Raw genomic sequence first — 25,590 nt, 5'->3', positions numbered from 1 at the left:
CACTGGTCGGGCCGGCCCTCGCGAGGTCGGACCGGCCCTCGCACGGTCGGATCCGGCCCTAGCACGATCGGACCCGGCCCTCAGGTGCTCGGACCGCCCCTCAGACGGTGACGCCGGCGAAGATGATGTCGCGGAGCTCGGTGTAGCGATCCATCAGGTCGGCCCGGCCGGTGAGCACGTCGGAGATGTGCTGGGTGCCGAAGAACGCGGCGACGATCACGCGGGCGAGCGCCTCGGGGGAGGTGCCCGGGCGCAGCTGGCCGGCCTCGACCGCCGCGGCGGCCAGTGAGGTCAGCAGTTCCTGCCAGCCCACGTACGGCTGGGGGAGGTCCGCCTGGATCAGCGAGCGTTCGATCTGCAGCCGGGCCCCGGCCTGGACCATCGTGTCGTCGCGGAAGAGTTCCGCGGTGCGGTCCAGGACGGTGATCATGATGTCCAGCGGCGAGCGCTCGGACTCCCGCACCTCGGTCACCAGGGGCGCCCAGCGGGCGTAGTGCTCCTCGACCACGGCGACCGCGAGGGCCTCCTTGTTGGTGAAGTGGAAATAGACGGCGCCCTTGGTCAGCCCGGTCCGGGTGGCGACGTCCTGCAGCGTCACCACCGGGTAGCCCTTCTCCTGGAACTCCTCGGCCGCGGCCCACAGGATCTGCTCCCTGGTCCGGCGGGCGCGCTCCTGCTTCAGCTCGCGGGCCGGCTGCTGGCGCGTCGAGCCCGTGCTGATCGTGGTGTCGCTGCTGTTCATGACGTGTCCCTGTTGCTCTCTGGGGCTTCTGTCGACCCCCCGATAAGGCAGTTCGGAAACTTTCCAGGGTTGCAATATACCTTCTGGCAGGTTTATTTTCGATCCGATAATCGGACGTGCATTGCCGAGGATCGATCTACCTGGGGGTTCTGTCTTGCTGTCCAGTCCTTCGCTCGCGCCCGGCCCGGTCTCCCGCGCCAATCCGCTGAGCCTGCCCCGGCAGGCGTCGCCGGGGTCCTCGCCCCGGAACGGTGCCCTGACCTTCGACCGGACGGTCCCGCGTTCCCTGGTCCACCGCGCCTCGGTGGCCGAGGTCTTCCTCACCGACGGCCGCCGCGGCGACGGCAACCGCGTACGGGTCGCCGCACAGTGGCCCCGCCACCACGCGCTCTACCAGCCGGACGCCGAGGGCGGCAGCGACCCGCTGCTGCTGGTGGAGACCGTCCGGCAGGCGGCCATCTACACCGCACACCGCTTCTACGAGGTCCCGCTGACGCACATCTTCATCTTCCGCGACCTCGACTTCCACATCGTGGACCCCGGTGCGCTGGTGGTGGGAGGCGAGCCGCTCGAACTCGTCCTCGACGGCAGCTTCGTGCCCGAGGCCCACCCGTCCGGGAACCGCATCGGAGCGCGCTTCGAGGCGTGGGTGGAGACCGGCGGCCGCCGCTGCGCCCGGGTGTCGGTACGACTGCTCGCGGTCGGCGCGGAGTTGTACGAGGTGCTGCGCAACCGGCGTGCCCCCGCGGCCGGCGGTCGCGGTGCGGCGGCCGGCGTGCCCGGCGCGCAGCTCCGTATGCTCGACGCCGCCGAAGCCGGACGGCACAGGCAGGAGAACGTCCTGCTGTCCGTCGACCGGACGGCCGCCCCGGGGCGGTACCTCATGCGCGTGGACCGCGACCACCCCGGCTACTTCGAGCACTCCTGCGACCACGTGCCCGGCATGGCCTTGGTCGAGGCGTTCCGGCAGGCGGGATGTCATCTGGTCGGGACCGGGCGGGAGTCGGCGGAGGGCGAGTCCGGTCACCGGGCCGCTCCGTGGTCCCTCGCGTTCTCCGAGGTCCGTTTCGACGCGTTCGGCGAGCTGCGCGAACCTACCGTGATCGAGGTCGTCGGCGGTGTGGCGGCCCTGCCGTCCACGGGCCGCCACGGACTCCGCCGCGTCCAACTGGCCGCCGTCCAGGGGGACCGCACCATCGCGCGCAGCACGGCCCTCTACCGTCCGCGGGTTTCCGTCGAGCCGTCGGGGGAGGGGAGCTCGTGGAACTCCAGCACCTCCGCGCCTTCCGCGAAGTAGCGCGGGAGCTGAGCTTCACCCAGGCGGCGAGGAACCTGCACTGCGCGCAGTCCACGGTCACCGGCCAGATCAAGATCCTGGAACAGGGCCTCGGGGTGGAGCTCTTCCACCGACGGGGCCGGCTGCCGGTCGAACTCACCGAGGCGGGAGCACTGTTGCAGCCCCGTGCGGAGCAGATCCTGTGCGCCGTCGAGACCACCGTCCGCGAAGTCCGCTCGAGCCGGACGCCGTCGCAGGGGCGGTCGGCCGGCAGCCGTCTCCGCCCGCTGATGAGGGTGTAGCGGGTGCCCCGCCACGAGCCGTCGCCCATCGCCTTCTTCGACGTGGACGAAACACTCATCACCGTCACGAGCATGATCGGCTTCCTGGCCTTCCACCCGGAGCGCGAGGGCGCCGGATCCTCGGACTTCGACCGGGCGTGCGCCGACCTGCTGGCCCGGCGGCAGCACGGAGTGGCACGCGAGGAACTCAACCGCGCGTACTACCGCCTCTTCGCGGGCTGCACGCAGGAGTCCCTCGCCGCGGCCGGCCGGGCGTGGTTCCGGCAGGAGGCCGCCAAGGGCGGCCTCCTGCACCGGCCGACGCTCGCGGCGCTGCACCGCCACCGCCGCGCCGGCCACCGCATCGCGCTGGTCTCGGGAGCGCCCCGCCATTGCCTCGACCCGCTGGCCGAAGCGCTCGGGGGCGCTCTCGTTCTGTGCGCCGGTCAGCGCAGTGCGGGCGGGGTGCTCACGGGGGAGATCGACGCCCCGGTGATCGGCGAGGAGAAGGCCGTACGGGCGAGCCGGGCCATGCGGGCGTACGGGGTCGATGCGGGTGACTGCTTCGCGTACGGCGACCACTCGAGCGACCTTCCGCTGCTGTGCGCGGTGGGGCACCCGGTGGTCGTCGGCGACGATCCGGTACTGGTCGCCCGCGCGGGCCGCGAGGGCTGGCCCGTGCTGCCCGGCGTCCGCGGTGCGGGTAACGGGGCCGGTGCGGGCATCTCGGTCGGTGCGGGCGACGCGGTCGGTGCGGGCGACGCGGTCGGTGCGCGCGACGTGACCAGTGCGCGCGACGTGACCAGTGCGCGCGACGCGGGTGGTGCGGCCGGGCAGGTCAGGACGTCGCGGGCCGGATGAGGAGCAGGATCAAATCCCCTACGGCCAGGACTTGTTGGTGCGTGGGATCGGCGCCGCCCGCGGACGTGATCTGGTGCATGCCGAGTACGAGGGCGAGCAGCAGTCGGCCCAAGGGCTCCGCGTCGAGTGCGGGGTCGACGACCCCGCACTCCTGCGCGTCCCGGACGAGACGGGAGATCGTGGCGCCCAACCCGCCCACGAAGGCGGGGGTCTTGCCCAGCGCCCGCGCGTCCTCGGCGGCCAGGCGCAGGCCCGCCGTGAACCGTACGTCCTCCTGGACGTGCCGGGTCAGCCCCAGCACCAGGGCGCGCAGCCCCTCCTCGGGTCCCTGCCCGCACCGCTCGGCGCTGCACAGCAAGTCCCCCCAGCTCTCCTCGAAGAGCCGGACCAGCTCGTCGGCCAAGGCCTCCTTGGAGGAGAAGTGGCCGTACACCGCCCCCTTGGTCAGTCCGGTGTGCTTCGCCACGATCTGCAGATTGGTACGGGCGAAACCGTGAGCCGCGAACTCCGTGGCGGCCGCGTCCAAGACGAGCGCGTGAGTACGTCGCGACCTGTCCTGTTTCATCGGAGGGAGGCCTCCTTGCCTACCTCAAGTGCCGCGGAAGCGTTGGGGCACGAACCTACACCCAAAAACATTCTTCTGTGAATTCTTTCTTTGACAGCCGCCAAGGAGGCGCCACTCATGTCCAGTCACCCGTCGCCCGTGACAACGCCCCCGCTGGCGAGTCGACTTGCCGCGGCGGAGGCGGCCCGGCAGGCGAAGGAGTCCGAACGGGACAGGGATCTGCGCCCCGCCGTGGTCTCGGCGTTGTCCGAGGCGGGATTCCTCCGGCACTTCGTACCACGGCACTGGTCGGGCTCCGCCGGAACGTTCGCCGAAATCATCGAGGCGGTGGCCGTCGTGGGGGAGGAATGCCCATCCGCCGCATGGTGCGCCGCGCTGCTGGCGGCCCACGGTCGACTCGCCGCCCACCTGCCGCAGGAGGCGCAAGAGGAACTGTGGCAGGAGTCGCCCGATGTGTCCATAGCGGCTGCTGTGGTGCCGCCGTCCGGCGAAGTCGCCCAAGTTCCCGGTGGCTGGCGGCTGTCGGGCCGCTGGACCATGGCCAGTGCGGTACGCCATGCGCAGTGGGTGCTGCTCGCCGCCGTCGAGGATGCGACGGACGGCCCCCGCCAGCGGATCCTCGCCGTACCGCGCGCCGACGTGCGGATCCACGACACCTGGCGCAATGCCGGACTGCGCGGCACCGGGAGCCACACCCTCACCGTGGACTGCGCCTTCGTACCCGCACACCGCGCCATGACGCGCGAGGACCTGCTGGCCGGCTCGCCGGAGCCGGGGGCGGCCCACTGTCACCGCGTCCCGTTCCCCCTGGTGGCCTCGCTGCTCTTCGCCGCACCCGCGTGGGGGGCCGCCCGGGGAGCGCTGCGCGCCTGGACCGCGATCACCCGCGACCGGCGGACCCCCGACGGCCGCCCGGCGCTCGAGGACGGCACCCACCAGCAGGTGCTCGCCCGCTCCTCGGCCGAGATCGACGCCGCCGGGCTGCTGCTCGAGGCGGCGGCCGGGCGCGCCGACCGGGCGGCCGACCCCGGCGCGGACCCTGCGGCGCAGGTGCCGCTGAACCTGCGCGACTGTGCCGTGGCGATCGATCTGCTGGTCACCGCCGTGGAGCGGCTCTACCGCGGCGCGGGAGCCCGGGGCCAGGACGAGGACGGCGACCTCCAGCGTTTCTGGCGCGACGTCCACGCCGTCGCGGGCCACGGCTCGGTGCAGCTGGCCCCGGCCGCCGCGGCCTATGCCCAGCGGGTGATGGCGGCCGCGGCCCGCTGACCGGCCGCCCCGCCACGCACGCGCCTCGCGCCTCGCGCCCGGCCACCCCGGCTCCATCGGGGCGGCCGGACGCGAGGCGCGTCCGCGTCTGGCCGACTTTCGATCGGCGTCCCCGATTACATTTGAAACCTTTGCGAAGGAATGATTGCGTGAGATCTCCCGCCGGTGCCGCCCGCATACCCGTGAGGTCTTCCTGTGCAGAACTCCCAGATGTTCCCGGTGACCGAGGCCCAGCTCGGCCTGCTCGTCATCGACCGGACGGTTGCCGCCCGCAACCTCTACAACATCGTCCTCGAATTCCGGCTCGACCCCGGCATCAGGGCCGAGGACCTGGGCGCCGCGCTCGCCGAGGTGACCGCCGTACAGCCCACGCTCCGACTGGGCCTGCACGAAGCGCCTTCGCCGCACGCCGCGCTCATCGAGCCGCTGCCGCCCGAACGCCTTCCGCTGGACACCGAGCAGGTGCCCGCGGCGCGATTCCCGGGCCGTCGCAGCGCACTGCTGGAGCAGCTGTCCGGCCACGTCTTCCCCCTGGACGATCCACCGCTCTTCCGCGCGGCCCATCTGCGCAGCGAGGACGGATCCACGGCGACGCTGCTGGTCGTCGTCCACCACACGGTCTTCGACGGGTTCTCCGCCGGACCGTTCGCCGGCGACCTGACCGCCGCGCTCTCCGGCACCCTCGACGTGGAGGCGCTGCGCCCCGGCCGCGAGGGTGTACTGCGCGCCGAGCTCCAGGCGCAGCTCGCCGCCGCTGCCAAGGAGGAGACCGAGGAGGAAGCCGCCGCACTGGCCGCCCGGCTGGCGACCGTCCGCGCGACCGAGCTCTACCCCCGGCCGGGCCGCCCGACCGAAACGGACTTCGCGGGCGCACGCATCGAACTCCCGCTGACCGCCGAGGAGTCCAAGGCCGTCGACGCGGCCTGCCGGAAGCTCGGTGTCACCCCCTTCACCTTCTTCGCGGCGGCGTACGCGGCGGTCCTGGCCCGGCACTCCGGCGGCGACTGCGCGACGCTCGGCGCCACCTTGATGTCCCGGCGGACCCTCGGCTCCTTCGGCCTGTGCGGCTTCTTCGTCAACACCCTGCCGATGGCCGTCCCGGTCGACTGGACCTCCCCCTTCGAGGAGTTCGTCGTCAAGGTGGTGGACGAGGAGGTCGAGGACACCAAGTTCCGGTCCCACATCCCCTTCAACCGGATCGCCGCGCACTGCGCCCCGGACCGCTCCAGCAACCGCAACCCGGTCTTCTCGGCGCTGCTCGCCATGCAGGACGGCACCGTGGTCGAGCCGGGAGGTCCCGTACTGTCGGTGCGTCAGCACGGCAGCGGAACCGCCAAGTTCGACCTGCTGCTGTTCGCCACCCCCGCCCCCGGCGGCTGGCTCCTGGAGCTGGAGCACGACCTGGCGCTGCTGCCGCCCGCGGTGGCGGGGGGCATCGCCGACTCCCTGCGCGAAGCGGTCGCGAGCGCCGCTCGCAACCCGGGCCGCACCCTCGCGGAACTGTTCAGCGACGCCGGTCCCGTCCTGACCGCGGAACCGGCCCGAGCCGGTGACCGCGCTGCCGATCGCGCTGCCGATCACGTCACCGACCACGCCACCGTGTACGAGTGGGTCATGGCCACCGCGGCCGCACACCCCGAACTGACGGCGATCACCGCGGACGGCGCCACCACCACCTACGGCGAACTCGCCCGGACCGTACGGGCCCTCGCGCGCGGCCTCGCCGAACACGGCGTGGGCCACGAGAGCGTCGTCGGCGTCGCCACCCGGGGGCTGACCGAGACCGTGGCGAGCGTGCTGGCGATCCTCGGGCGCAGGGCCGCGTACCTGCCCCTCGACCCCCAACTGCCCGCCGAACGGCTCGACATGATGACGGCCCAGGCGCGCTGTCGGCTCGTGGTGGGCGAAGGGACCTTCGGGGCGGCCGCCGTGCTCACCCCCGAGCAGCTGGCGGAGCCGGGCCGGGGGACCGGCGGGGCGCCGGAGAGCGCCGAGGCGCCCATCGGCGCACGCGGCCCCGGCGACCCGGTCTACACGATGTTCACCTCGGGCTCCACCGGGCGGCCCAAGGGCGTGCTCATGGGCAACGGCGCCCTGGTCAACCTGACCCGCTGGCAGCTCGACGTACTCGCGATGGACGAGACCACGCGCTTCATGCAGTACGCGCCGATCGGTTTCGACGTGTCCTTCCAGGAGATCTTCCCGACCCTGGCGGCCGGCGGCACGCTGGTCTCCCGGGAGCCCGTGGACCGGCGCGACCTGCCCTCCCTGGTGCGCAGGGTGGCCGAGACCGGGGTGACCCACCTCTACCTTCCGGTGGCCGCGCTGCGCCCGTTCGCCCTGGCCGCCGACGAGCTGGACGAGGGTCTCCCCACTCTCCGTCACATTTGTGTGGCGGGAGAGCAGTTGCAGGTGGACGGAGCCGTCCAGGGCTTCTTCGCCCGGCGGCCCCGCGTCGGACTGTTCAACATGTACGGGCCCACCGAGACCCACGTCGTCACGGCGCAGGAGCTGACCGCCGACACCCAGCCCTGGCCCGCCCACGTGCCGATCGGCCGCCCGATCCCGGGCGTCGGCGCCCAGGTCGTGGACGTCACCGGGCACCTCGCCCCGGCCGGCGTGCCGGGCGAGCTGCTGCTCGGCGGCGAATGCCCCGCCCAGGGCTACGTCAACGACCCCGAACGGACCGCGGAACGCTTCGTCCCCGACCCGTACGGCACCGGCCCGGACGCCCGCCGCTACCGCACCGGCGACGTGGTGTTCCGCGACGAGCACGGGGTGCTGGTGTACGCCGGGCGGGACGACCACCAGGTCAAGATCCGGGGCCACCGGGTCGAACTCGGTGAGCTGGAGAACGCGGCCCTGGCCGTCCCCGGCGTCCGCGCGGCGGTCGCCGCGGCCCACAAGGAGGGCGCGCAGCGGGAGTTGGCACTCTTCCTCGTGCCCGACAAGGACCAGCCCGGCGCCCCCGCCACGGTGCGCGCCGCGCTCGCCGCGACGCTGCCCTCGTACATGGTCCCGGCCCACGTCCTGCCCGTGGCCTCCATCCCCACCAGCCACAACGGCAAGCTGGACCGGGCGGCGCTGCTGCGCGCACTGCCCGAGCTCCTCGCCGCACAGCAGCAGCATGCGGACGACGCGGAGGGCACGGACGACGCCGACGACAGGGACGGCGCGTACGACACGGAATCCGGCGCGGCGGCGGGCCTCGACCCCTCGCTCGTCGTGGGCCTGCGCGAGATCTGGAGCACGGTGCTCGACCGGCACGTGAGCGTCCACCGCTCGCTCTTCGACCAGGGCGCGCACTCCCTGAACGTACTGACCGCCCTGACCCGCGTGGAGAACCGGTACGGCGTACGGATCCCGGTCCTCGACTTCTTCAAGACACCCACCATCGGCGCCCTGGCCCGGGCGGTCGCCGCGCGGAGGAACCAGGCATGACCACACACCAACCCCTGCTCATCCCGCTCGGCGAGAGCGAGGGCGGCGAGCCGACCGTCCTGCTGCCCGCCGCCGGGGGCGGCATCGGCCCGTACTTCCCACTGGCCGGCGAACTCCTCCACCGGGGCCCGGTCCACGCCATCCGCGCCGTCGGCCTGCTCGCCGGAGAACGGCCCGACCGCGACGTACCCACCATGGTCGAGCGCTACCTCGCCGAACTGCGCGCCCTGCCCCGGCCGCCCCGCCACCTCGTCGGCTGGTCCCTCGGGGGCGTACTGGCCTGGGAACTGGCCGGCCGCCTCGCCGAGGACGGCGCCGCCGCCCCGGTCGTGATCATGGTGGACAGCTACGCCGAGCTCCCCGCCCGGTCCGCCACCGACCACGACGCGCTGCTGGACCGCATCGGCCGGTCCATGGGCCACCCACCGGGCGAGGAGGACGGCGGCGCCGCAGGCGAGGAAGGCGGCGCCGCGGGCGAGGAAGGCCGGCGGCTGCGCGAAGTCGCCGCCGCACACCTGGAAGCCGCCCACGCCCACCGGGCCTCCGCCGCTCACGCCGGACCCGCGCTGCTGATCTCCTGCACCGCCGAGCGGCACTCCGACCAACTCGGCCAGTGGGCGCGGCGCGCACCGCGACTGCGCGTCCGCGAGTTGGCGTGCACGCACTTCGAAGCGCTCGACGCCACCCGCGCCCCCCTGCTCCACCACCACATCGACGGCTTCCTGACGGATCTCACGCAGGACTCCGAGGGCTGACACGGTTCGACAAGGAAGAGCGACATGGTCACCAACAACACCGGCCCACTCGACGGAGACGTCACCGTCCCCCTCGACGGCACCCCCTTCGCCCTACTGCACCGCCCGCACGCGACCGGCCCCGACCGGCTCGAACTCCTCCTCGGGGACGTCACCACGGTCGAGCGCCTGGCCGCCCTTCCCCTGGACGGCGACGCCCCGGACCCCGGCGCGGCCGCCGCGGGCCACGAACTGCTGGCGCTGCTCCCGTACCGGCAGATCGCCGAGCGCGGCTACACCTGCACCGACGACGGCGCCCCGCTGGCCGTCCTCAAGGTGCGCGAGCAGCACTCGCTGCCCACCGGCCGCTTCCTGACCGAGCTGTCCGGCGCGCCCCTCGCCCTGCGCGACGAGGCGTTCGACATCCCCGACGACGAGTACGCGCAGATCGTGCGCAAGGTGATCGACGAGGAGATCGGCCAGGGCGCGGGCGCGAACTTCGTCATCAAGCGCGCCTTCACCGCCACCATCGACGGCTACACCCCGGCCGCCGCCCTCACCTTCTTCAGCCGGCTGCTCGCCCGGGAGGCCGGTGCGTACTGGACCTTCCTGGTCCACACCGGCGAGCGGACCTTCGTCGGGGCCTCGCCCGAACGGCACATCAGCCTGGAGTCGGGGACGGTCACCATGAACCCGATCAGCGGCACTTACCGCTATCCCGGGACGGGACCCACCGTCGACGGCGCCCTCGGGCTCCTCGCCGACCGCAAGGAACGCGAAGAGCTCCAGATGGTGGTCGACGAGGAGCTCAAGATGATGGCCCGGATCTGCGATCCGGGCCTGCGGGTGGAGGGCCCCTTCCTCAAGGAGATGGCCCGCCTCGCCCACACCGAGTACTTCATCACGGGCGAGAGCCGCCTCGACGTCCGCGAGATCCTGCGCGAGACGATGTTCGCCCCGACCGTCACCGGCAGCCCGGTGGAGAGCGCCTGCGAGGTGCTGCACCGCTACGAACCCCGCGGCCGCTCCTACTACAGCGGGGCGCTCGCGCTCGTCGGCCGGGACGGCGCCGGCCGCCGGGCCATGGACTCCGCGATCCTCATCCGGACCGCCGAGATCGATACGGACGGCCGGCTGGAGATCGGGGTCGGTGCCACGCTGGTGCGGCACTCCGACCCGCGGAGCGAGGTCGCCGAGACCCACGCGAAGGCCGCCGGACTCCTGTCCGTCCTACGGGAGCACCCGGCCGGGACCGCGGCCCCGGCTCCCGCCCCGGCCGCCGCCTCCTCCGAGGCGCCCCGGCGGCTCGGCGAGCACCCGGAGGTCCTGAAGGGGCTCGCCTCGTACAACGAACGGCTCGCCCGGTTCTGGCTGGACCCGATGCCCCCCGGCGCGTACGAGGCCCCCGAGCTGGCCGGGCTGCGCGCGGCCGTCGTGGACCACGAGGACACCTTCACCGCGATGCTCGCCCACCAACTGCGCTCCCTGGGGCTGTCGGTGACCGTCCACGCCTGGCGCGAGGCCTCCGCAGCGGCCCTGGCGCAGGCGGACCTGGTGGTCCTGGGCCCCGGACCGGGCGACCCCCGGCGCACCGAGGACCCCAAGATCGCCGCCGCCGACCGGCTGGCCGGCCGACTGCTGGCCGACGGGACCCCCTGCGTCGCCGTGTGCCTGGGCCACCAGGTCGTGGCCTCGCTGCTCGGCATCGAGCTCGTCCGCAAGGAAACCCCCAACCAGGGCCTCCAGCAGGAGATCGACTTCTTCGGGCGCCGGGCCCGTACCGGCTTCTACAACACCTTCGCCGGCCGCTCGGACACCGACCGCCTGACCACCCCGGCCGGCCCCTTCCCCGCCGGCGCCGTCGAGGTCAGCCGCGACCCGCACACCGGGGAGGTCCACGGCCTGCGCGGACCGGGCTTCGCCACCGCCCAGTTCCACCCCGAGTCCCTGCTGACCGAGGACGGACCCGCGCTGCTCCACCAACTCGTCACCGCGGCCCTCGCCACCTCGACCACCTCATCCGGGAGCAACCGGTGAACACCCTGAACACCCTGGCCCGCCCGCGTCCGCGCCCCCGCCCCACAGACGCGGGTCTGCTGCCGCTCGCCGCCGACGAACACGACCTGCTGCGCGCCCTGCCCGCGGCCCAGCAGCCGCACTGGCCCGACCCGGACCTCCTGGCCAAGGCCGGCCGCGAGCTGTGCGACAGCCAGCCGCTCGTCACCTCGCGGGAGATCCTGCGCCTGCGCACCCTGCTCGCCGACGTCGCCGCCGGCAGGGCCCTGGTCGTCCAGACCGGCGACTGCGCGGAGGACCCCGCCGACCGCACCCCGGAGGCGGTGGCCCGCAAGGCGGGCCTCGCCGAGTGCCTGGCCGGCGTGCTCCAGGCCCGCTCCGGACTGCCGGTGCTGCGCGTCGGCCGCATCGCCGGTCAGTACGCCAAGCCGCGCTCCCAGCCGACCGAGCGCCGGGGCGACCTCGAACTCCCCGTCCACCGCGGGCCGATGGTCAACGGTCCGGAGTTCGACCCCCTGTCGCGCACCCCCGACCCGCTGCGCATGCTCGACTGCCACCAGGCGGCCGGTGACGTGCTCGGCCTGCTGCGCGAAAGCCGGGACGGCCAGGGCGGCGCTCCGCTCTGGACCAGCCACGAGGCCCTCGTACTCGACTACGAGCTGCCCCAGCTGCGCCGCGACGCCTACAACCGGACCTTCCTCACCTCCGCCCACTGGCCGTGGATCGGCGAACGCACCCGCCAACTCGACGGAGCACACGTCGAACTGCTCTCCCAGGTGACCAACCCGGTGGCCTGCAAGGTGGGCCCCGCCATGCAGGCGGCCGAACTGCTCGCCCTGTGCGAACGCCTCGACCCAAACCGCCAGCCCGGACGGCTCACCCTGATCCCCCGACTCGGCGCCGACCTCGTCGCCGAGCGCCTTCCCGCCCTGGTAGCGGCGGTACGGGACGCGGGGCATCCGGTGATCTGGCTGTGCGACCCCATGCACGGCAACACCGTCACCGCCCCGAGCGGCCACAAGACCCGGTCCGTCGCCACCGCCGTCCGCGAGGTCCGGGGGTTCCACTCCGCCGTGCTCCAGGAGGGCGGCGTACCGGGCGGACTGCACCTGGAGGCCACCGCCGCCCCGGTCGTCGAATGCTGGGCGGACGAAGCGGAGCTCGGCTCCCTGGGCGCCGCGTACACCACGCTGTGCGACCCCCGTCTCAACCTCGGACAGTCCATCACCGTCGCCGAGTCCTGGCCCCACCAGTGAAAGGTGCACCAACCCCCGTGGCACTTCCGGCCATTGCGCCTTACCCCATGCCGCTCGACGCGGAACTCCCGGCCAACAAGGCCGACTGGAAGGTCGACCCCGACCGCGCGGTCCTGCTCATCCACGACATGCAGCGGTACTTCGTCGACGCCTTCCCGGCCGGCACCGACCCCGTCACCTCCCTCACCGCCAACGTCCGGACGCTGCGCGAGCAGTGCGCCGCCCAGGGCATTCCCGTGACCTACACCGCCCAGCCCGGAGGCATGAGCGAGCAGGACCGCGGTCTGCTGCGGGACTTCTGGGGACCGGGCATGACGGTCGGCCCCGAACAGCGCGAGGTCGTCGACGGCCTCGCACCGCGGCCGAGCGACCAGGTGTACACCAAGTGGCGCTACAGCGCCTTCCACCGCACCGGTCTCCTCGCGTTCCTCCGCGAGCAGGGACGCGACCAGCTGGTCATCTGCGGGATCTACGCCCACATCGGATGCCTGGCGACCGCCGTCGAGTCGTACACCAACGACATCCAGACCTTCCTGGTCGCCGACGCCGTGGCCGACTTCACCGCGGAGGACCACCGCATGGCCCTGGACTACGCCGCAGGCCGCTGCGCCGTGGTCCTGCCCACGCGGACCGTCACCGACCAGATCCAGCAGAGCCGGCAGCCCGACCGGTTCGCGCGGCTCGCAACGACCCCGGAGATCCGATGAGCACCCTGTTCATAGCCAACAACCGCACCGCCCAGATGGTCGGCGACCTGGAGGAGCTCACCGCCGAGCACCGCAGGACGGCCGGCGTGACCGCCCAGCGCATGATCTGGTACGCCGCCGAGGGCGACGTCCTCGTCGTACCGCACGTGCCCAGCGAGGAGTTCCTGGCCTACGTCACCGCGCTGACCGGGGCGGACCGCGACCGGATCACCGTCCTCGCGCCGCCGGCGGGTGGGCTCGGGGTCGACGTCCTCACCCCGGACCGCTGGGAGGACCGGGAGTTCGTCGAGGAACTGCGGCGCGCCACCGCCGAGTCCGGTGTCGTCCGGGTCTTCCCGATCTACTACGACAGCCCGGTCGTGGCACTCGCCCGCTCCCTCGAACTCGGCGCGACGACCCCCGGATTCGGCTACATCCACCAGGGCGGCGGACAACTCCTCAACAGCAAGGCGACGTTCCGGGCCGTCGCCGCCGGCATCGGCAACCCCATCCCGAACGGTGTGGTGGCCTTCACCCGGGCCGACGCCGAGGAGTTCCTGTGGGAACTCCTCGGGCAGGACCGCCACGCCATCGTGAAGAAGGACTTCCACGTCGCCGGCTACGGCAACGCCATCCTCAGCCGCGACGCCGACGTCACCCCGATCGGCGCTCCCGAAGTCACCGTACTGAACAGCCGGGAGGACCTCGCCCGCCACCTGGACCAGCGGTGGGCCTGGTACTCGGACGGCGACAGCCGTCCGGTGGTCGTCGAGGACTACACCCCCGACAGCGTGCCCGTCTACGCGGAGTTCCGCATCGGCGAGGAGGGGACCGAGCTCTTCGGACACGGCGAGATGCTGATGGGCCCGATCTTCAACGGCCTGGTCATCCCGGCGAAGTCGGCCGGCCACCCGCGCTTCCCGGACTTCCTGACCGAGGCGCACCGGCTGTGCGAGACGGTGCGCGCCATGGGCTACCGCGGTCCGATCAGCGTGGACGCCATCGTCACGCCCGGCGGCGAAATCCTGATCAACGAGTTCAACGGGCGCGTCGGCGGCTCCACCCACATCAACTACCTGGCCGAACAGCTCGTGGGCCCGGACTTCCTCCGGGAGCGCATCCTCATCCAGCGCCATCAGTGGCAGGTGCCGTCCTTCCGCGAGGCCGTCGACCGGATCCGGGAGCTGGGCCTGGCCTTCGACCCGGAGTCCCGCACCGGAGTCGTCATCACCTCCGACGACAGCAGGGAAGGCGGCACGGTCGAGTACTGCCTGGTCGCCGAGGACATGGCGGCCGCGGAGAAGATCGAGGAAGTGCTGTCCGGTCTGTTCGTCTGACGAGCGAGCGGGCATCCGGATGGCGATCCCCGCAACGACGATCCCCCGCACCAAAGAAGCGGAAGAGAAGAAGGACCATGAGTTACCGGAAGATCATCACGGGGAACGTCCTGCTGTGGATGGCCGCCGCCTTCGTGGGCAGGCTGCCCATCGCCGTCGCCCCCCTGGGCCTGGTGTTCCTCGTCCGCGACACGGACGGCGGCTACGCGCTGGGAGCGACACTGGCCGCCGCCTACGTCCTCGGAGAGGTACTGGGATCGGTGGTGCTCGGGGCCTGGATGCGCCCCAAGCGGCTCCACGTCCACCTGGCCGCCGGGATGGCGGTCGGCGCCGCCGCCTTCGCCGGGCTCGCCCTGTTCCCGGAGACCTCGGTGGTCGTGACGGCCGCGCTGGCCTTCGTCGCGGGCGCGGCGCCGGCCGCGGGGCCCGGCGGAATGCGCTCGATGCTGATCGCGCTGGTGGACAAGGCGGACGAGTCCCGTGCCCTGAGCGCCGAGACGGTACTGACCCAGATCACCTGGGGCGGGGCGCCCGCGCTCGTCGTCGTCCTCGCGGTGAACCTCTCGCCGAGCGCGCCCATGGCACTGGGAGCGGTCGGGTTCCTCGCGGCCGCGGTCATCCTCTTCCTGCTCCCGGCGTACCGGCCCCAGGACGAGGCGGCGCGGCAGGAAACCGGTCAGGACACGGACGGCAAGCAGGCAGAGGCCGTCGGCCGGGGACGGGTGCTCGCCTCCGCCTGGCCGATCTACCTCACGAGCGCCGGCGCGATGTCCATGCTCGCCACCGCGGAACTGGCCCTCACCCCGCTCCTGGAATACCGGGACCTCACCGTCAACTGGGCCGGCGCCCTGCTCGCCCTGTTCTCCCTGACCAGCGCGGCCGGTGCGTTCCTCTACGGCCTGCGGACCTGGCCGGGCACGGTGCGCGGCCAGAGCCTGGTCTTCCTGCTGATCACCTCGGTCTGCGTGGCACTGTCCGCGGTGTTCACCAGCCTCGTCGGCATCGCCGTCGCCTTCCTCGCGGCCGGTGTCTTCCAGGCGGGCGTGATGGTGACCCGCAGCATGAGCCTGCGCGAGCGGCTCCCGGAGCACGCCCACACCGCCGGCTACTCCATCCAGTACGCCGTCCAGGGCGTCGGCTACACCCTCACCGCCTCCGTGGCCGCGACCGTCCTGTCGGGCTCGACCCCCGTGGTCGCCATCCTCGGCGGCGTGGGGATCACCGTGCTGCTCACCCTGATCAGCGCGGCCGCCGAGCTGCGCCGCCGTCCCGAAGGGCACGCGCGGCCGCAGTCCGTGCGCGAGGAGGCCGTCAGTTGAGCAGGCTGCGCTGGCTCACCGCGGGGGAGTCCCACGGACCGGCACTCGTGGCGACCCTGGAGGGCCTGCCCGCCGGCGTACCGATCACCACCGATGTGGTGGCCGCCCACCTCGCCCGGCGCCGGCTCGGCCACGGGCGCGGCGCGCGGATGAAGTTCGAACGCGACGAGGTCACCTTCCTCGGCGGTGTCCGGCACGGCCTGACCATCGGTTCGCCCGTCGCCGTCATGGTGGGCAACACCGAGTGGCCCAAGTGGGAGCAGGTCATGTCCACCGACCCGGTGGAGCCGCGGATCCTCGCGGACCTGGCCCGCAGCGCCCCGCTGACCCGGCCCCGCCCCGGGCACGCCGATCTGGCCGGCATGCAGAAGTACGGTTTCGACGAGGCCCGCCCGGTCCTGGAGCGCGCCAGCGCCCGGGAGACGGCGGCCCGGGTGGCGCTGGGAGCGGTGGCGAGGTCGTACCTCGAGGCGACGGCCGGCGTCGAGATCGTCTCGCACGTGGTCGAGCTCGCCGCCGCCAAGGCCCCGTACGGCTCGTACCCGACCCCCGCGGACGTGGACCGGCTGGACGGGGACCCGGTGCGCTGCCTGGACGCGGACGCCTCGAAGGCGATGGTCGCCGAGATCGACCGGGCCCACCGGGACGGGGACACTCTGGGCGGTGTGGTGGAGGTCCTGGCGTACGGAGTCCCGGTCGGCCTGGGCTCGCACGTCCACTGGGACCGCCGCCTGGACGCCCGCCTGGCCGCCGCGCTCATGGGCGTACAGGCCATCAAGGGCGTCGAGGTCGGCGACGGATTCGACCTCGCGCGGGTGCCGGGGTCGCGGGCCCACGACGAGATCGTGCGGACGCCGGACGGCATCCGTCGCACCTCCGGCCGCGCCGGCGGCACCGAAGGCGGCCTGACCACCGGCGAGGTGCTGCGCGTACGGGCCGCGATGAAGCCCATCGCGACCGTGCCGCGTGCGCTGGCCACCGTCGACGTGGCCACGGGCGAGGCCGCGGCCGCGCACCACCAGCGCTCGGACGTCTGCGCGGTCCCGGCCGCCGGCATCGTCGCCGAGGCCATGGTCGCGCTCGTGCTGGCCGACGCCGTCGCGGAGAAGTTCGGCGGCGACAGCGTGCCGGAGACCCGCCGCAACGTGCGGAACTACCTGGACGCCCTGGTCGTCAGGTAACCCGCGGCGGCCTCGTGGGCCCGCTCGTACGCCGGCCCCTTACACAGGAAACCCGCTGACGCGGAAAACCCGCAGCCCGGGCCGGAAACGGCCCGGGCTGCGGTCGTGCGGGGCCCTACGCGGGGAGCAGCGCCTCGATCGCGGCGACGACCTCGGGGGACTCGGGCTCGGTGCGCGGACGGAAACGGGCCACGACCTCGCCGGCGGGGGAGATCAGGAACTTCTCGAAGTTCCAGGTGATGTCACCGGCCTCGCCGTCGGCGTCCGGGAACTTCACCAGCTCCTCGTAGAGCGGGTGCCGGTTCTCGCCGTTGACCTCGGACTTCTCCAGCATCGGGAAGGTGACACCGAAGCCGGCCGCGCAGAACGTCTGGATGTCGTCGGCGTTGCCGGGCTCCTGGCCGCCGAACTGGTTGCAGGGCACGCCGATGACGGTGAAGCCCTTCTCCTCGTACTTGAACTGCAGGCGGGCCAGCCCCGAGTACTGAGGGGTGAGACCGCACTGCGAAGCGGTGTTCACGAGCAGGATCGCCTTGCCCTTGTGCGCGGCGAGGCTGGTGGGCTCGTCGGACAGGGTGGTCAGCGGGATGTCGTACAGGCTCATCAAGCTCTCCTCGGCAGGCAAACGCACGTAATACCCCCGAGCCTAGGCCCCCATGCCGAGGAGGTCCTCCGCCGGGTCGTTGACCGGCTGGGGCATGCCCGTGAGGTCCATGACGAAGAGGGGTATCCCGAGGTCGTCCGCGCGGGCGCGCGCATCCTCCGTATATCCGGCGAGCGAGAAGTAGACGCTGGTCGCGCAGGCCGTGAGCCCGTTCAGCCAGACGCACTCCACCGCCCGCAGCCCGGCCGGGGCCGTGGTCGGGTCCACCTGGGCGACCAGGCCGGGGGCCCGCAGGTCCACCGCCGTCGAGGGCAGCGGCCGGCCGTCGGGCTGGCGCACGTCCTGGAAACCGAGCCAGCGCAGGTACAGGGCCGCGGTGACCACGGCGTCCCGGGCGGTACGGATGGTCACGGGCCGGAAGGCGGGGCGGGGCACCGCGGGGTCGGCCGGGGCCGGGCCGGCGGGCGGTCCCGCCCGCCTCGGCGACTCCACCCCGCGAGGGGAAGGAGGGGGAGGCGGAGAAGGAAGGGAAGAAGGAAGGGGCGGAGGGGGAGCAAGGGGAGTGCGCGCAACCCCGCCCACCGGCTCCAGCGGATGCACCGGAACCAGCACCACCGTGCCACACGAGCCGCACCCCACCTCCGGATGCGGCCACTCGCTCTCCCGCCCGCAGGCCTCGCACCGCACCGCGACCCAGCTGTCCGTCCAGGTGCGGTGGGTCAGCTCCCGGGGCGGTGACGCCAGGTCCAGGGGAGGGGTGACCGGGTTCCCGCAGGCGCAGGGGAACACCGGGGCGGCGTAGCCGTTCTCGCGCAGGCACGCCGGGCAGCGCACCGGTACCGCATCCCCCATGAGACCTGGACCCCCTTCGTCGCTGTGCGTAGGCCCATGGTCCACCACCTGCCACCGCAGGGGTGGGCAGACCCCCGATTTTCAGCCGAGCCCTGGTTTTTCGTACAACTCACTGCCCAAGACGTGGCTTTTGGTGGGTTCCGGGGTGCCGTACCGCCTTGACGTTGCGGGGAGTCCCCGCTTAGCTTGTTCCGTATAGCAGAACAAAACTTCCGAATTACGGAAAAGCCTGACCGCCAGACCCGCAGGAGAACTCGATGCCTCGTATGACAGCCGCCGCCGCTGCAGTGGAGATCCTCAAGCTTGAGGGTGTCGAACAAGCGTTCGGCGTTCCCGGTGCTGCGATCAACCCGTTCTACCGCGAGCTCAAGAACGTGGGCGGAATCGCGCACACGCTGGCCCGCCACGTCGAGGGCGCCTCGCACATGGCCGAGGGGTACACCCGCGCCAAGGCCGGCAACATCGGCGTCTGCATCGGCACCTCGGGCCCGGCCGGCACCGACATGATCACCGGCCTGTACTCCGCGATCGCGGACTCCATCCCGATCCTGTGCATCACCGGTCAGGCTCCGGTCTCGAAGCTCCACAAGGAGGACTTCCAGGCCGTCGACATCGCCTCGATCGCCAAGCCCGTCACCAAGAAGGCGACGACCGTCCTGGAGGCCGCCCAGGTTCCGGGCGTGTTCCAGGAGGCCTTCCACCTGATGCGCTCCGGCCGTCCGGGCCCGGTCCTGATCGACCTCCCGATCGACGTCCAGCTGACCGAGATCGAGTTCGACCCCGAGACCTACACGCCGCTGCCGGTCTACAAGCCGAGCGCCAGCCGCGCCCAGGCCCGCAAGGCCCTGCAGTTCCTGCTCGAGTCCGAGCGTCCGCTGATCGTCGCCGGTGGCGGCATCATCAACGCCGACGCCTCCGACCTGCTGGTCGAGTTCGCCGAGCTGACGAACGTCCCGGTCATCTCCACCCTCATGGGCTGGGGCGTCATCCCGGACGACCACGAGCTGGCCGCCGGCATGGTCGGTGTCCAGACCTCGCACCGCTACGGCAACGCGACGTTCCTCGAGTCGGACTTCGTCTTCGGCATCGGCAACCGCTGGGCCAACCGTCACACCGGTTACAACCTCGACGCCTACACCAAGGGCCGCAAGTTCGTCCACGTCGACATCGAGCCGACCCAGATCGGCAAGATCTTCGCCCCGGACTTCGGCATCGCCTCGGACGCCAAGGCGGCCCTGGAGCTCTTCGTCGAGATCGCCAAGGAGCTCAAGGCCGAGGGCAAGCTGCCCGACTTCAGCGCCTGGGCCGCTTCCGCCCAGGAGCGCAAGGCGACGCTGCTGCGCCGCACGCACTTCGACAACATCCCCATGAAGCCGCAGCGCGTCTACGAGGAGATGAACAAGGCGTTCGGCCCCGAGACCCGCTACGTCACCACCATCGGTCTGTCCCAGATCGCCGGTGCGCAGATGCTGCACGTCTACAAGCCGCGCAACTGGATCAACTGCGGCCAGGCCGGCCCCCTCGGCTGGACCATCCCGGCCGCGATCGGTGCCGCCACCGCGGACCCGGAGACCCCGATCGTCGCCCTGTCCGGCGACTACGACTTCCAGTTCATGATCGAGGAGCTGGCGGTCGCCGCCCAGCACAAGGTCCCCTACGTCCACGTCCTCGTGAACAACGCCTACCTGGGTCTGATCCGTCAGGCGCAGGGCGGTCTGGGCATCAACTTCGAGGTCAACCTCGAGTTCGAGAACATCAACACCCCCGAGCTGGGTGTCTACGGCGTCGACCACGTCAAGGTCGCCGAGGGCCTGGGCGTCAAGGCGATCCGCGTCACCGACCCGGACAAGCTGGGCGAGGCCTTCGAGACGGCCAAGAAGTGGGCCCAGGAGCACCAGGTCCCGGTCGTCGTCGAGGCCATCCTCGAGCGCATCACCAACATCTCGATGAGCAAGACGGTCGACATGAGCGACGTCACCGAGTTCGAAGAGGTCGCGACCGAGCTGGGTCACGCCCCCACCGCGCTCCGCAACACCCTGCCCGCCTAGTCCCATCAGGCTGGTCTAGCACCACCGAACGGCCCCCGTCCCTCCTCCAGGAGGAACGGGGGCCGTTCCGCGTTCCCTACGGGCCCCAGGTCCCGGCCCCGTTCCACCAGGCGGCACGCCCGCGCCGCGCCGCCCCGGTAGATTCGCCCGATGCGCAGATTCGCGGAGGCCGAGGACCTGTCGGGAGTGGTACGGGACGCACTGGGAGGAGCGGTCGGCACAACCGGCGTGGAACGCCTGCGGGGCGGGAGCAAGAAGGGCGTGTACCGGGTCCGGCTCGCGGGCGCCGGGACGCCGAGCGTGATCGTCTACAGCTGGGCGGACGAGGAGAACTTCTGGCCCGGCGGCGCCGCGGGGGAGGGCGCCGACGGTACGGACCCCTTCGCGCCCGCCTCCGGACTGGAGCCCTTCCTCGCCGCCCAGCGGCTCCTGCACGGACTCGGGGCGCGCGTACCCCGGCTGCTGCTGGCGGACGGCAGCAGGCAGCGGTACGCGGCGGACGTGGCAGTGGTGGAGGACGTCCCGGGGGGCACGCTGGAAGCCCTCTTCGACACCGACCCCGCCGCCGCGCGGAAGGCCTTGGCCAACCTGGCCCGGACCCTGGGCCTGATGCACGGCTCCCTCGCCCCCCGCTACGGCAGGGTGGACCTGCTGGAGCGCGGAGGCGCCGCCCTGGGAAGCTCCTGCGAGCAGCTGGTCCTCGACCGCGCCCTGAGCGACCTCGACGAAGCGGCGGGCCGGGACGCCAGGATCGCGGCGGCGCGGGGCCGGCTCGACGACAGGCTCCGAACCCTCCGGTCCCTGGTGGCGCCGCGCACGGAACACGGCCTGATCCACGGGGAACTGGGCCCCGACCACGTCCTGGTGACCGAGGACGGGGAAGCGGTCCTCATCGAAATCGAGGGCCTCATGTACTTCGACGTGGAGTGGGAGCACGTCTTCCTCCGGCTGCGCTTCCACGAGCGCTACGGGGCCCTGGCGCGCCCCGGCCTCGACCCGCGGCGACTCGCCCTCTACGCGCTGGCCATGCGCCTCTCCCTGGTGGCCGGCCCGCTGCGCCTCCTCGACGGAGACTTTCCCGACCGCGAGTTCATGCGGGGCATCGCCGAGCACAATCTCGAGGAGGCCCTGGCCCTGCTCCCGTAGAGCACGGTTGGCCGGCCCCGGCAGCACCCGGGCATGACAAAGAGCCGAGTCACGGGACCGTCCGTGACTCGGCTCTTTGAGTGTGTGCTGCTTGTTACCGCCCGACGGTACGAGGCTGGCGCGACAGGACGTTCGCACCGCCGGGCGGAGTAAGTGGGGGAGGTTCTCCTTAAATACAGGGGACTCTGTGCGTGGCCCCTGTACATAGAGGAGTGGTTTGGCTGGGACCGTGGCGAACGGCGACGAGAACTCCGGCTTCGTCTCCCTCAGGTCAAGAGACGGGCCTCGGAACCCATTACCACCGCACTGGCTCGCACGCTCGCCACGGTCCTCGTCCTGCCCTCACCGCGTACCACCCCTCATCCGGGTCCGCAGTGCGGGCTCAGCACCCGGATCCTGACCTCCCGTCAGGATCCCGGCGCAGCTTTTCGGCTCAGGCGTCGCGCAGGGCGCGGACGGCCTCCTCGACGCGCTTGCCGTAGTCGGCGTCCGCGGCGTGGAAGTGAGCCAGGTTCTTCTCGATGACGTCCTCGAGGGTGACCTGAGACAGGCCGCCGGCGATGGTCGCCACCAGACGCTGCTTCTCGGCCTCCGACATCAGGCGGTAGAGCTCACCGGCCTGGAAGAAGTCGTCGTCCTTGGTGTGGGCAGGAGCCTCGTGGGTGCCCGTGTAGCCGGAGACGGCCTTCGGGGCGCCCAGCGCCAGACCGGTCTCGGCCGGACCCTGGTGCGAGTTGGGCTCGTAGTTCTTGTCGTGGCGCGAGCCGTTGCGCAGCGCCATGACGCCGTCGCGGCCGTAGTTGTCGGCCTTCGTCGCCTTCGGAGCGTTGACCGGGATCAGGGTGTGGTTCACACGGAGGCGGTAACGCTGGGCGTCGGCGTACGCGAAGAGGCGGCCCTGGAGCATCTTGTCCGGCGAGGCGGTGATGCCCGGGACGAAGTTGTTCGGGGAGAACGCGGCCTGCTCGACCTCGGCGAAGACGTTGTCCGGGTTGCGGTCGAGGACCAGACGGCCCACGCGCTGCAGCGGGTAGTCGCTGTGCGGCCACACCTTGGTGAGGTCGAACGGGTTGAAGCGGTAGTCCGCGGCCTCGGAGGCCGGCATGACCTGGACGTACAGGGTCCAGCTCGGGTTCACACCGCGCTCGATGGCCTGCAGCAGGTCGGTCTGGTGCGAGTTGGCGTCGGAGCCGACGAGCTCGGCGGCCTGCTCGCCCGACAGGCAGCGGATGCCCTGGTTCGTCTTGAAGTGGTACTTGACGAAGAAGGCCTCGCCCTGGGCGTTGGTCCACTGGTACGTGTGGGAGCCGTAGCCGTTCATGTGGCGGTAGGACGCCGGGATACCGCGGTCACCCATCAGCCAGGTGATCTGGTGCGTCGCCTCGGGGGCGTGCGCCCAGAAGTCCCAGACGTTGTCCGCTTCCTGCTTGCCCGTGAAGGGGTCGCGCTTCTGGGAGTGGATGAAGTCGGGGAACTTGATCGGGTCCTTGATGAAGAACACCGGGGTGTTGTTGCCGACGAGGTCGTAGTTGCCCTCTTCGGTGTAGAACTTCAGCGCGAAGCCGCGCGGGTCGCGGACCGCGTCCGCGCCACCCAGCGAGTCGGCCACGGTGGAGAACCGCAGGAAGGTCTCGGTCTTCTTGCCGACCGTGTTCAGGAACGCGGCGCTGGTGTACGCGGTGACGTCGTCGGTCACCTCGAAGTGGCCGTACGCCGCGGAACCGCGGGCGTGCACCACGCGCTCCGGGATGCGCTCGCGGTTGAAGCGGGCGAGCTTCTCCAGGAGCTGCTGGTCCTGGATCAGCAGGGGGCCACCGACGCCGGCGGTAGCGGAGTTCTGGTTGTCGGCGACCGGGGCGCCAGACTCGGTCGTCAGCGTGCGCTTCGACATGGTGACCTTCCGTACGGGGAACTGCTGACGGAATCCGTCTTCCGTCATGCGGAACAGCCTAATTTCGGCATGAACTCGACGTCAACAGTTTGTTGAAAGAAAGAGGAGGGGAGAGGTGATCCGGACGGTGCCGGCACTTGGGCGCGACAGGACAGGTGTCAGCGCCGGCACCATCCGGAAACTCAGGGCCCCGCGAGCGGGGCGGGCGGCGGCCCGCCGATCGGGACGATCGGGATCGTGACCGGGCCGCCTATCCGAGCGGAGCTCAGATCTGGGCGCCGGAGAGGCGCTCGACCGCGCGGAGCAGCGCGGAGTGGTCCAGGCCACCGTCACCTTGGGCGCGCAGCGAGGCGACCAGCTGGGCGACGACCGCGCCGACCGGGAGGGCCGCACCGACGTTGCGGGCGGCGTCGGTGACGATGCCCATGTCCTTGTGGTGCAGGTCGATCCGGAAACCGGGCTTGAAGTCGCGGTTCAGGAAGTTGGCCTTCTTGCGGGTCAGGACCGTGGAGCCGGCCAGACCGCCGTTGAGCACGTCCAGAGCGGCTTCGAGGTTCACGCCCGACTTCTCGAGGAAGACGACGGCCTCGGCGCACGCCTGGATGTTCACCGCGACGATGAGCTGGTTGGCAGCCTTCACCGTCTGGCCGGAGCCGTGCGGGCCGCACAGGACGATGACCTTGCCGAGGGCCTCGAGGACCGGCAGGGCCTCGTCGAAGTCGGCCTGCTCGCCACCCACCATGATCGACAGGACGGCCTCGATGGCACCGGCCTCGCCACCGGACACCGGGGCGTCGATGACGCGGATGCCCTTGGCGGCGGCGTTCTTCGCCAGGTCGATCGAGGTCTGCGGGGTGATCGACGACATATCGATGATCAGCGCGCCGGACTTGGCGTTCTCGAGGATGCCGTTCTCACCGTAGGAGATGGCCTCGACCTGCGGGGAGGCGGGCACCATCGTAATGATGACGTCGGCGTCCTTGACGGCCTCGGCGATCGAACCGGCGGCGGAGCCACCGGCCGCGGCGAGGCGGTCCAGCTTGTCCTGCTCCAGCGTGAAGCCGGTGACCGAGTAGCCGGCCTTCAGGAGGTTCTCGGCCATGGGGGAGCCCATGATGCCAAGGCCGACCCATGCGATCTTGGGGAGGTTGCTCATGATGAGGGTCCTTCTCTTAATGCTTCGTACGAAAAGTTCGTCAGGTGCCTGGCTGTTCGCCCGGACTTTTCCGCTTACTTCGCGGCGCGGGCCTCGGCCGGCAGCCACGCGAAGGAGGCGGCGGCGTCGGCGGCCTTGTACTCGAGACCGACAAAGCCCTGGTAGCCGGCCTTCTGGAGCTGATCGAGCAGCTCTTCGAGGGGCAGCTCGCCGGTGCCGGGGGCACCTCGTCCCGGCTTGTCCGCAATCTGGACGTGTCCGGTCTTGGCGGCGTACTTTTCGATGACCTCGGAGAGGTCCTCATCGTTCATCGCCAGGTGGTACAGGTCGAGCAGGAACTTGGCGTTCCCGAGGCCGGTGGCCTCGTTCACCTTGTCCACTACCTCGATGCCGGCCGGGGCGCTCACCAGGGGGTAGAGCGGCGACTCGGGCTTGTTCAGGGTCTCGATCAGGAGGATCGCGCCGACGCGGTCCGCGGCCTGAGCCGCCACGACCAGGTTCTTCAGGGCGAGCTCGTCCTGAACGGCCGGGTCCACGCCTTCGACGCGGTTGCCGTAGAGGGCGTTCAGCGCCTTGCAGCCGACCGAGGCGGCGAAGTCCGCCGCCACGTTGATGTTGGCGTTGAAGCGCTCCGACTCCTCACCGGGAACCGAAACCGCACCGCGGTCGGGACCCGGCAGCTGGCCGGCGTAGAAGTTCAGGCCCACCAGCTGGGTGCCGGCGTCCTCAAGAGCGGTCTTGAGGGCGTCGAGCTCCTCCTGAGCGGGGGTGGGGGTCTCGATCCAGGGCCACCACAGCTCGACCGCCGTGAAGCCCGCTGCGGCGGCAGCCGCGGGACGCTCCAGGAGCGGGAGTTCCGTGAAGAGGATCGAAAGATTTACATCGAAGCGCTGGTCCGTGTATCCCATGAGGGGTGTGCGCTCCTTCCG

The 25,590-nt window shown here is 71.6% G+C and carries 21 protein-coding genes; 14 read left to right on the top strand and 7 right to left on the bottom strand.

The annotated features are described in order from the left end of the window. Window positions 1-100: 100 nt before the first annotated feature. Window positions 101-742: a ScbR family autoregulator-binding transcription factor gene (locus tag OG435_RS41180; protein ID WP_266885280.1), complete on the bottom strand. Its 642-nt coding sequence runs from the start codon at window positions 740-742 to the stop codon at window positions 101-103. 154 nt (window positions 743-896) lie between these two features. Between OG435_RS41180 and OG435_RS41175 the strand changes: the two genes are divergently transcribed. From OG435_RS41175 to OG435_RS41165, 3 genes are read left to right on the top strand one after another with little or no spacing between them, the layout of a single operon-like run. After that, on the top strand, window positions 897-2,039 hold the full coding sequence (locus OG435_RS41175) for a ScbA/BarX family gamma-butyrolactone biosynthesis protein (protein WP_266885278.1): 1,143 nt from the start codon (window positions 897-899) through the stop codon (window positions 2,037-2,039). Beyond that, a complete protein-coding gene (locus tag OG435_RS41170; protein ID WP_266885276.1) occupies window positions 2,003-2,320 on the top strand; it encodes a LysR family transcriptional regulator in 318 nt (105 codons plus the stop codon). The genes OG435_RS41175 and OG435_RS41170 overlap by 37 nt, the downstream gene beginning before the upstream one ends. 3 nt (window positions 2,321-2,323) lie before the next feature. Beyond that, window positions 2,324-3,160, top strand: coding sequence for an HAD family hydrolase (locus OG435_RS41165; RefSeq protein ID WP_266885274.1), 837 nt, complete (start codon window positions 2,324-2,326; stop codon window positions 3,158-3,160). Here the strand turns inward: OG435_RS41165 and OG435_RS41160 are convergent. Continuing rightward, window positions 3,138-3,725, bottom strand: a complete 588-nt coding sequence (locus OG435_RS41160; RefSeq protein WP_266885272.1) for a TetR/AcrR family transcriptional regulator — start codon at window positions 3,723-3,725, stop codon at window positions 3,138-3,140. The two genes, OG435_RS41165 and OG435_RS41160, sit on opposite strands and share 23 nt — an antisense overlap. A 117-nt stretch (window positions 3,726-3,842) precedes the next feature. Here OG435_RS41160 and OG435_RS41155 point away from each other — a divergent pair, with 117 nt between their 5' ends. From OG435_RS41155 to aroC, 9 genes are all read left to right on the top strand, one after another. Next, window positions 3,843-4,994 carry an acyl-CoA dehydrogenase family protein gene (locus OG435_RS41155; protein WP_266885270.1) on the top strand — a complete coding sequence of 384 codons (1,152 nt, stop codon included), beginning with the start codon at window positions 3,843-3,845 and terminating at the stop codon, window positions 4,992-4,994. 195 nt (window positions 4,995-5,189) lie between these two features. Continuing rightward, window positions 5,190-8,435, top strand: a complete 3,246-nt coding sequence (locus OG435_RS41150; protein ID WP_266885268.1) for a non-ribosomal peptide synthetase — start codon at window positions 5,190-5,192, stop codon at window positions 8,433-8,435. Further along, window positions 8,432-9,190 carry an alpha/beta fold hydrolase gene (locus tag OG435_RS41145; RefSeq protein WP_266885266.1) on the top strand — a complete coding sequence of 253 codons (759 nt, stop codon included), beginning with the start codon at window positions 8,432-8,434 and terminating at the stop codon, window positions 9,188-9,190. The genes OG435_RS41150 and OG435_RS41145 overlap by 4 nt, the downstream gene beginning before the upstream one ends. A 24-nt stretch (window positions 9,191-9,214) precedes the next feature. Beyond that, entirely contained in the window at window positions 9,215-11,206 is a 1,992-nt protein-coding gene (locus OG435_RS41140; protein WP_266885264.1) for an anthranilate synthase family protein, read from the top strand. A gap of 56 nt (window positions 11,207-11,262) precedes the next feature. Then, complete coding sequence (locus tag OG435_RS41135; RefSeq protein ID WP_266886537.1) at window positions 11,263-12,441, top strand: 3-deoxy-7-phosphoheptulonate synthase; 1,179 nt, start codon at window positions 11,263-11,265, stop codon at window positions 12,439-12,441. Window positions 12,442-12,488: 47 nt separating this feature from the next. After that, entirely contained in the window at window positions 12,489-13,148 is a 660-nt protein-coding gene (locus OG435_RS41130; protein ID WP_266885262.1) for an isochorismatase family protein, read from the top strand. After that, window positions 13,145-14,464, top strand: coding sequence for a peptide ligase PGM1-related protein (locus OG435_RS41125; protein WP_266885260.1), 1,320 nt, complete (start codon window positions 13,145-13,147; stop codon window positions 14,462-14,464). The genes OG435_RS41130 and OG435_RS41125 overlap by 4 nt, the downstream gene beginning before the upstream one ends. Before the next feature lie 77 nt (window positions 14,465-14,541). Beyond that, a complete protein-coding gene (locus OG435_RS41120; RefSeq protein WP_266885258.1) occupies window positions 14,542-15,783 on the top strand; it encodes an MFS transporter in 1,242 nt (413 codons plus the stop codon). After that, window positions 15,780-16,964 carry a chorismate synthase gene (gene aroC / locus OG435_RS41115; protein ID WP_266885256.1) on the top strand — a complete coding sequence of 395 codons (1,185 nt, stop codon included), beginning with the start codon at window positions 15,780-15,782 and terminating at the stop codon, window positions 16,962-16,964. The genes OG435_RS41120 and aroC overlap by 4 nt, the downstream gene beginning before the upstream one ends. Window positions 16,965-17,079: 115 nt before the next feature. Here aroC and OG435_RS41110 read toward each other — a convergent pair whose 3' ends face one another. Both OG435_RS41110 and OG435_RS41105 read right to left on the bottom strand, forming a co-directional pair. Then, window positions 17,080-17,568: a glutathione peroxidase gene (locus OG435_RS41110; RefSeq protein ID WP_266885255.1), complete on the bottom strand. Its 489-nt coding sequence runs from the start codon at window positions 17,566-17,568 to the stop codon at window positions 17,080-17,082. A gap of 42 nt (window positions 17,569-17,610) precedes the next feature. Beyond that, window positions 17,611-18,420 carry a hypothetical protein gene (locus OG435_RS41105; protein ID WP_266885254.1) on the bottom strand — a complete coding sequence of 270 codons (810 nt, stop codon included), beginning with the start codon at window positions 18,418-18,420 and terminating at the stop codon, window positions 17,611-17,613. 266 nt (window positions 18,421-18,686) lie between these two features. Between OG435_RS41105 and gcl the strand changes: the two genes are divergently transcribed. Beyond that, on the top strand, window positions 18,687-20,468 hold the full coding sequence (gcl, locus tag OG435_RS41100) for a glyoxylate carboligase (RefSeq protein ID WP_243339237.1): 1,782 nt from the start codon (window positions 18,687-18,689) through the stop codon (window positions 20,466-20,468). A 150-nt stretch (window positions 20,469-20,618) separates the two neighbouring features. Then, the gene (locus OG435_RS41095) at window positions 20,619-21,614 is read left to right on the top strand and encodes an aminoglycoside phosphotransferase family protein (RefSeq protein ID WP_266885252.1); all 996 of its coding nucleotides are present in this window, start codon (window positions 20,619-20,621) and stop codon (window positions 21,612-21,614) included. Between the two features lie 433 nt (window positions 21,615-22,047). Here the strand turns inward: OG435_RS41095 and OG435_RS41090 are convergent, their stop codons facing one another. The 3 genes from OG435_RS41090 to OG435_RS41080 all read right to left on the bottom strand — a co-directional run bounded on the left by OG435_RS41090 (window position 22,048) and on the right by OG435_RS41080 (window position 25,569). After that, window positions 22,048-23,505 carry a catalase gene (locus OG435_RS41090; RefSeq protein ID WP_266886533.1) on the bottom strand — a complete coding sequence of 486 codons (1,458 nt, stop codon included), beginning with the start codon at window positions 23,503-23,505 and terminating at the stop codon, window positions 22,048-22,050. 265 nt (window positions 23,506-23,770) lie between these two features. Further along, entirely contained in the window at window positions 23,771-24,661 is an 891-nt protein-coding gene (locus tag OG435_RS41085) for a 2-hydroxy-3-oxopropionate reductase (protein ID WP_250740546.1), read from the bottom strand. Between the two features lie 74 nt (window positions 24,662-24,735). Next, entirely contained in the window at window positions 24,736-25,569 is an 834-nt protein-coding gene (locus OG435_RS41080; RefSeq protein WP_243339126.1) for a TIM barrel protein, read from the bottom strand. Window positions 25,570-25,590: the final 21 nt, after the last annotated feature.

It is taken from the genome of Streptomyces sp. NBC_01264 (assembly GCF_026340675.1).
Lineage (GTDB): Bacteria > Actinomycetota > Actinomycetes > Streptomycetales > Streptomycetaceae > Streptomyces.
The sequence above is the reverse complement of the archived record's forward strand: the minus strand, read 5'-3'. Positions and strand labels throughout refer to the sequence as shown.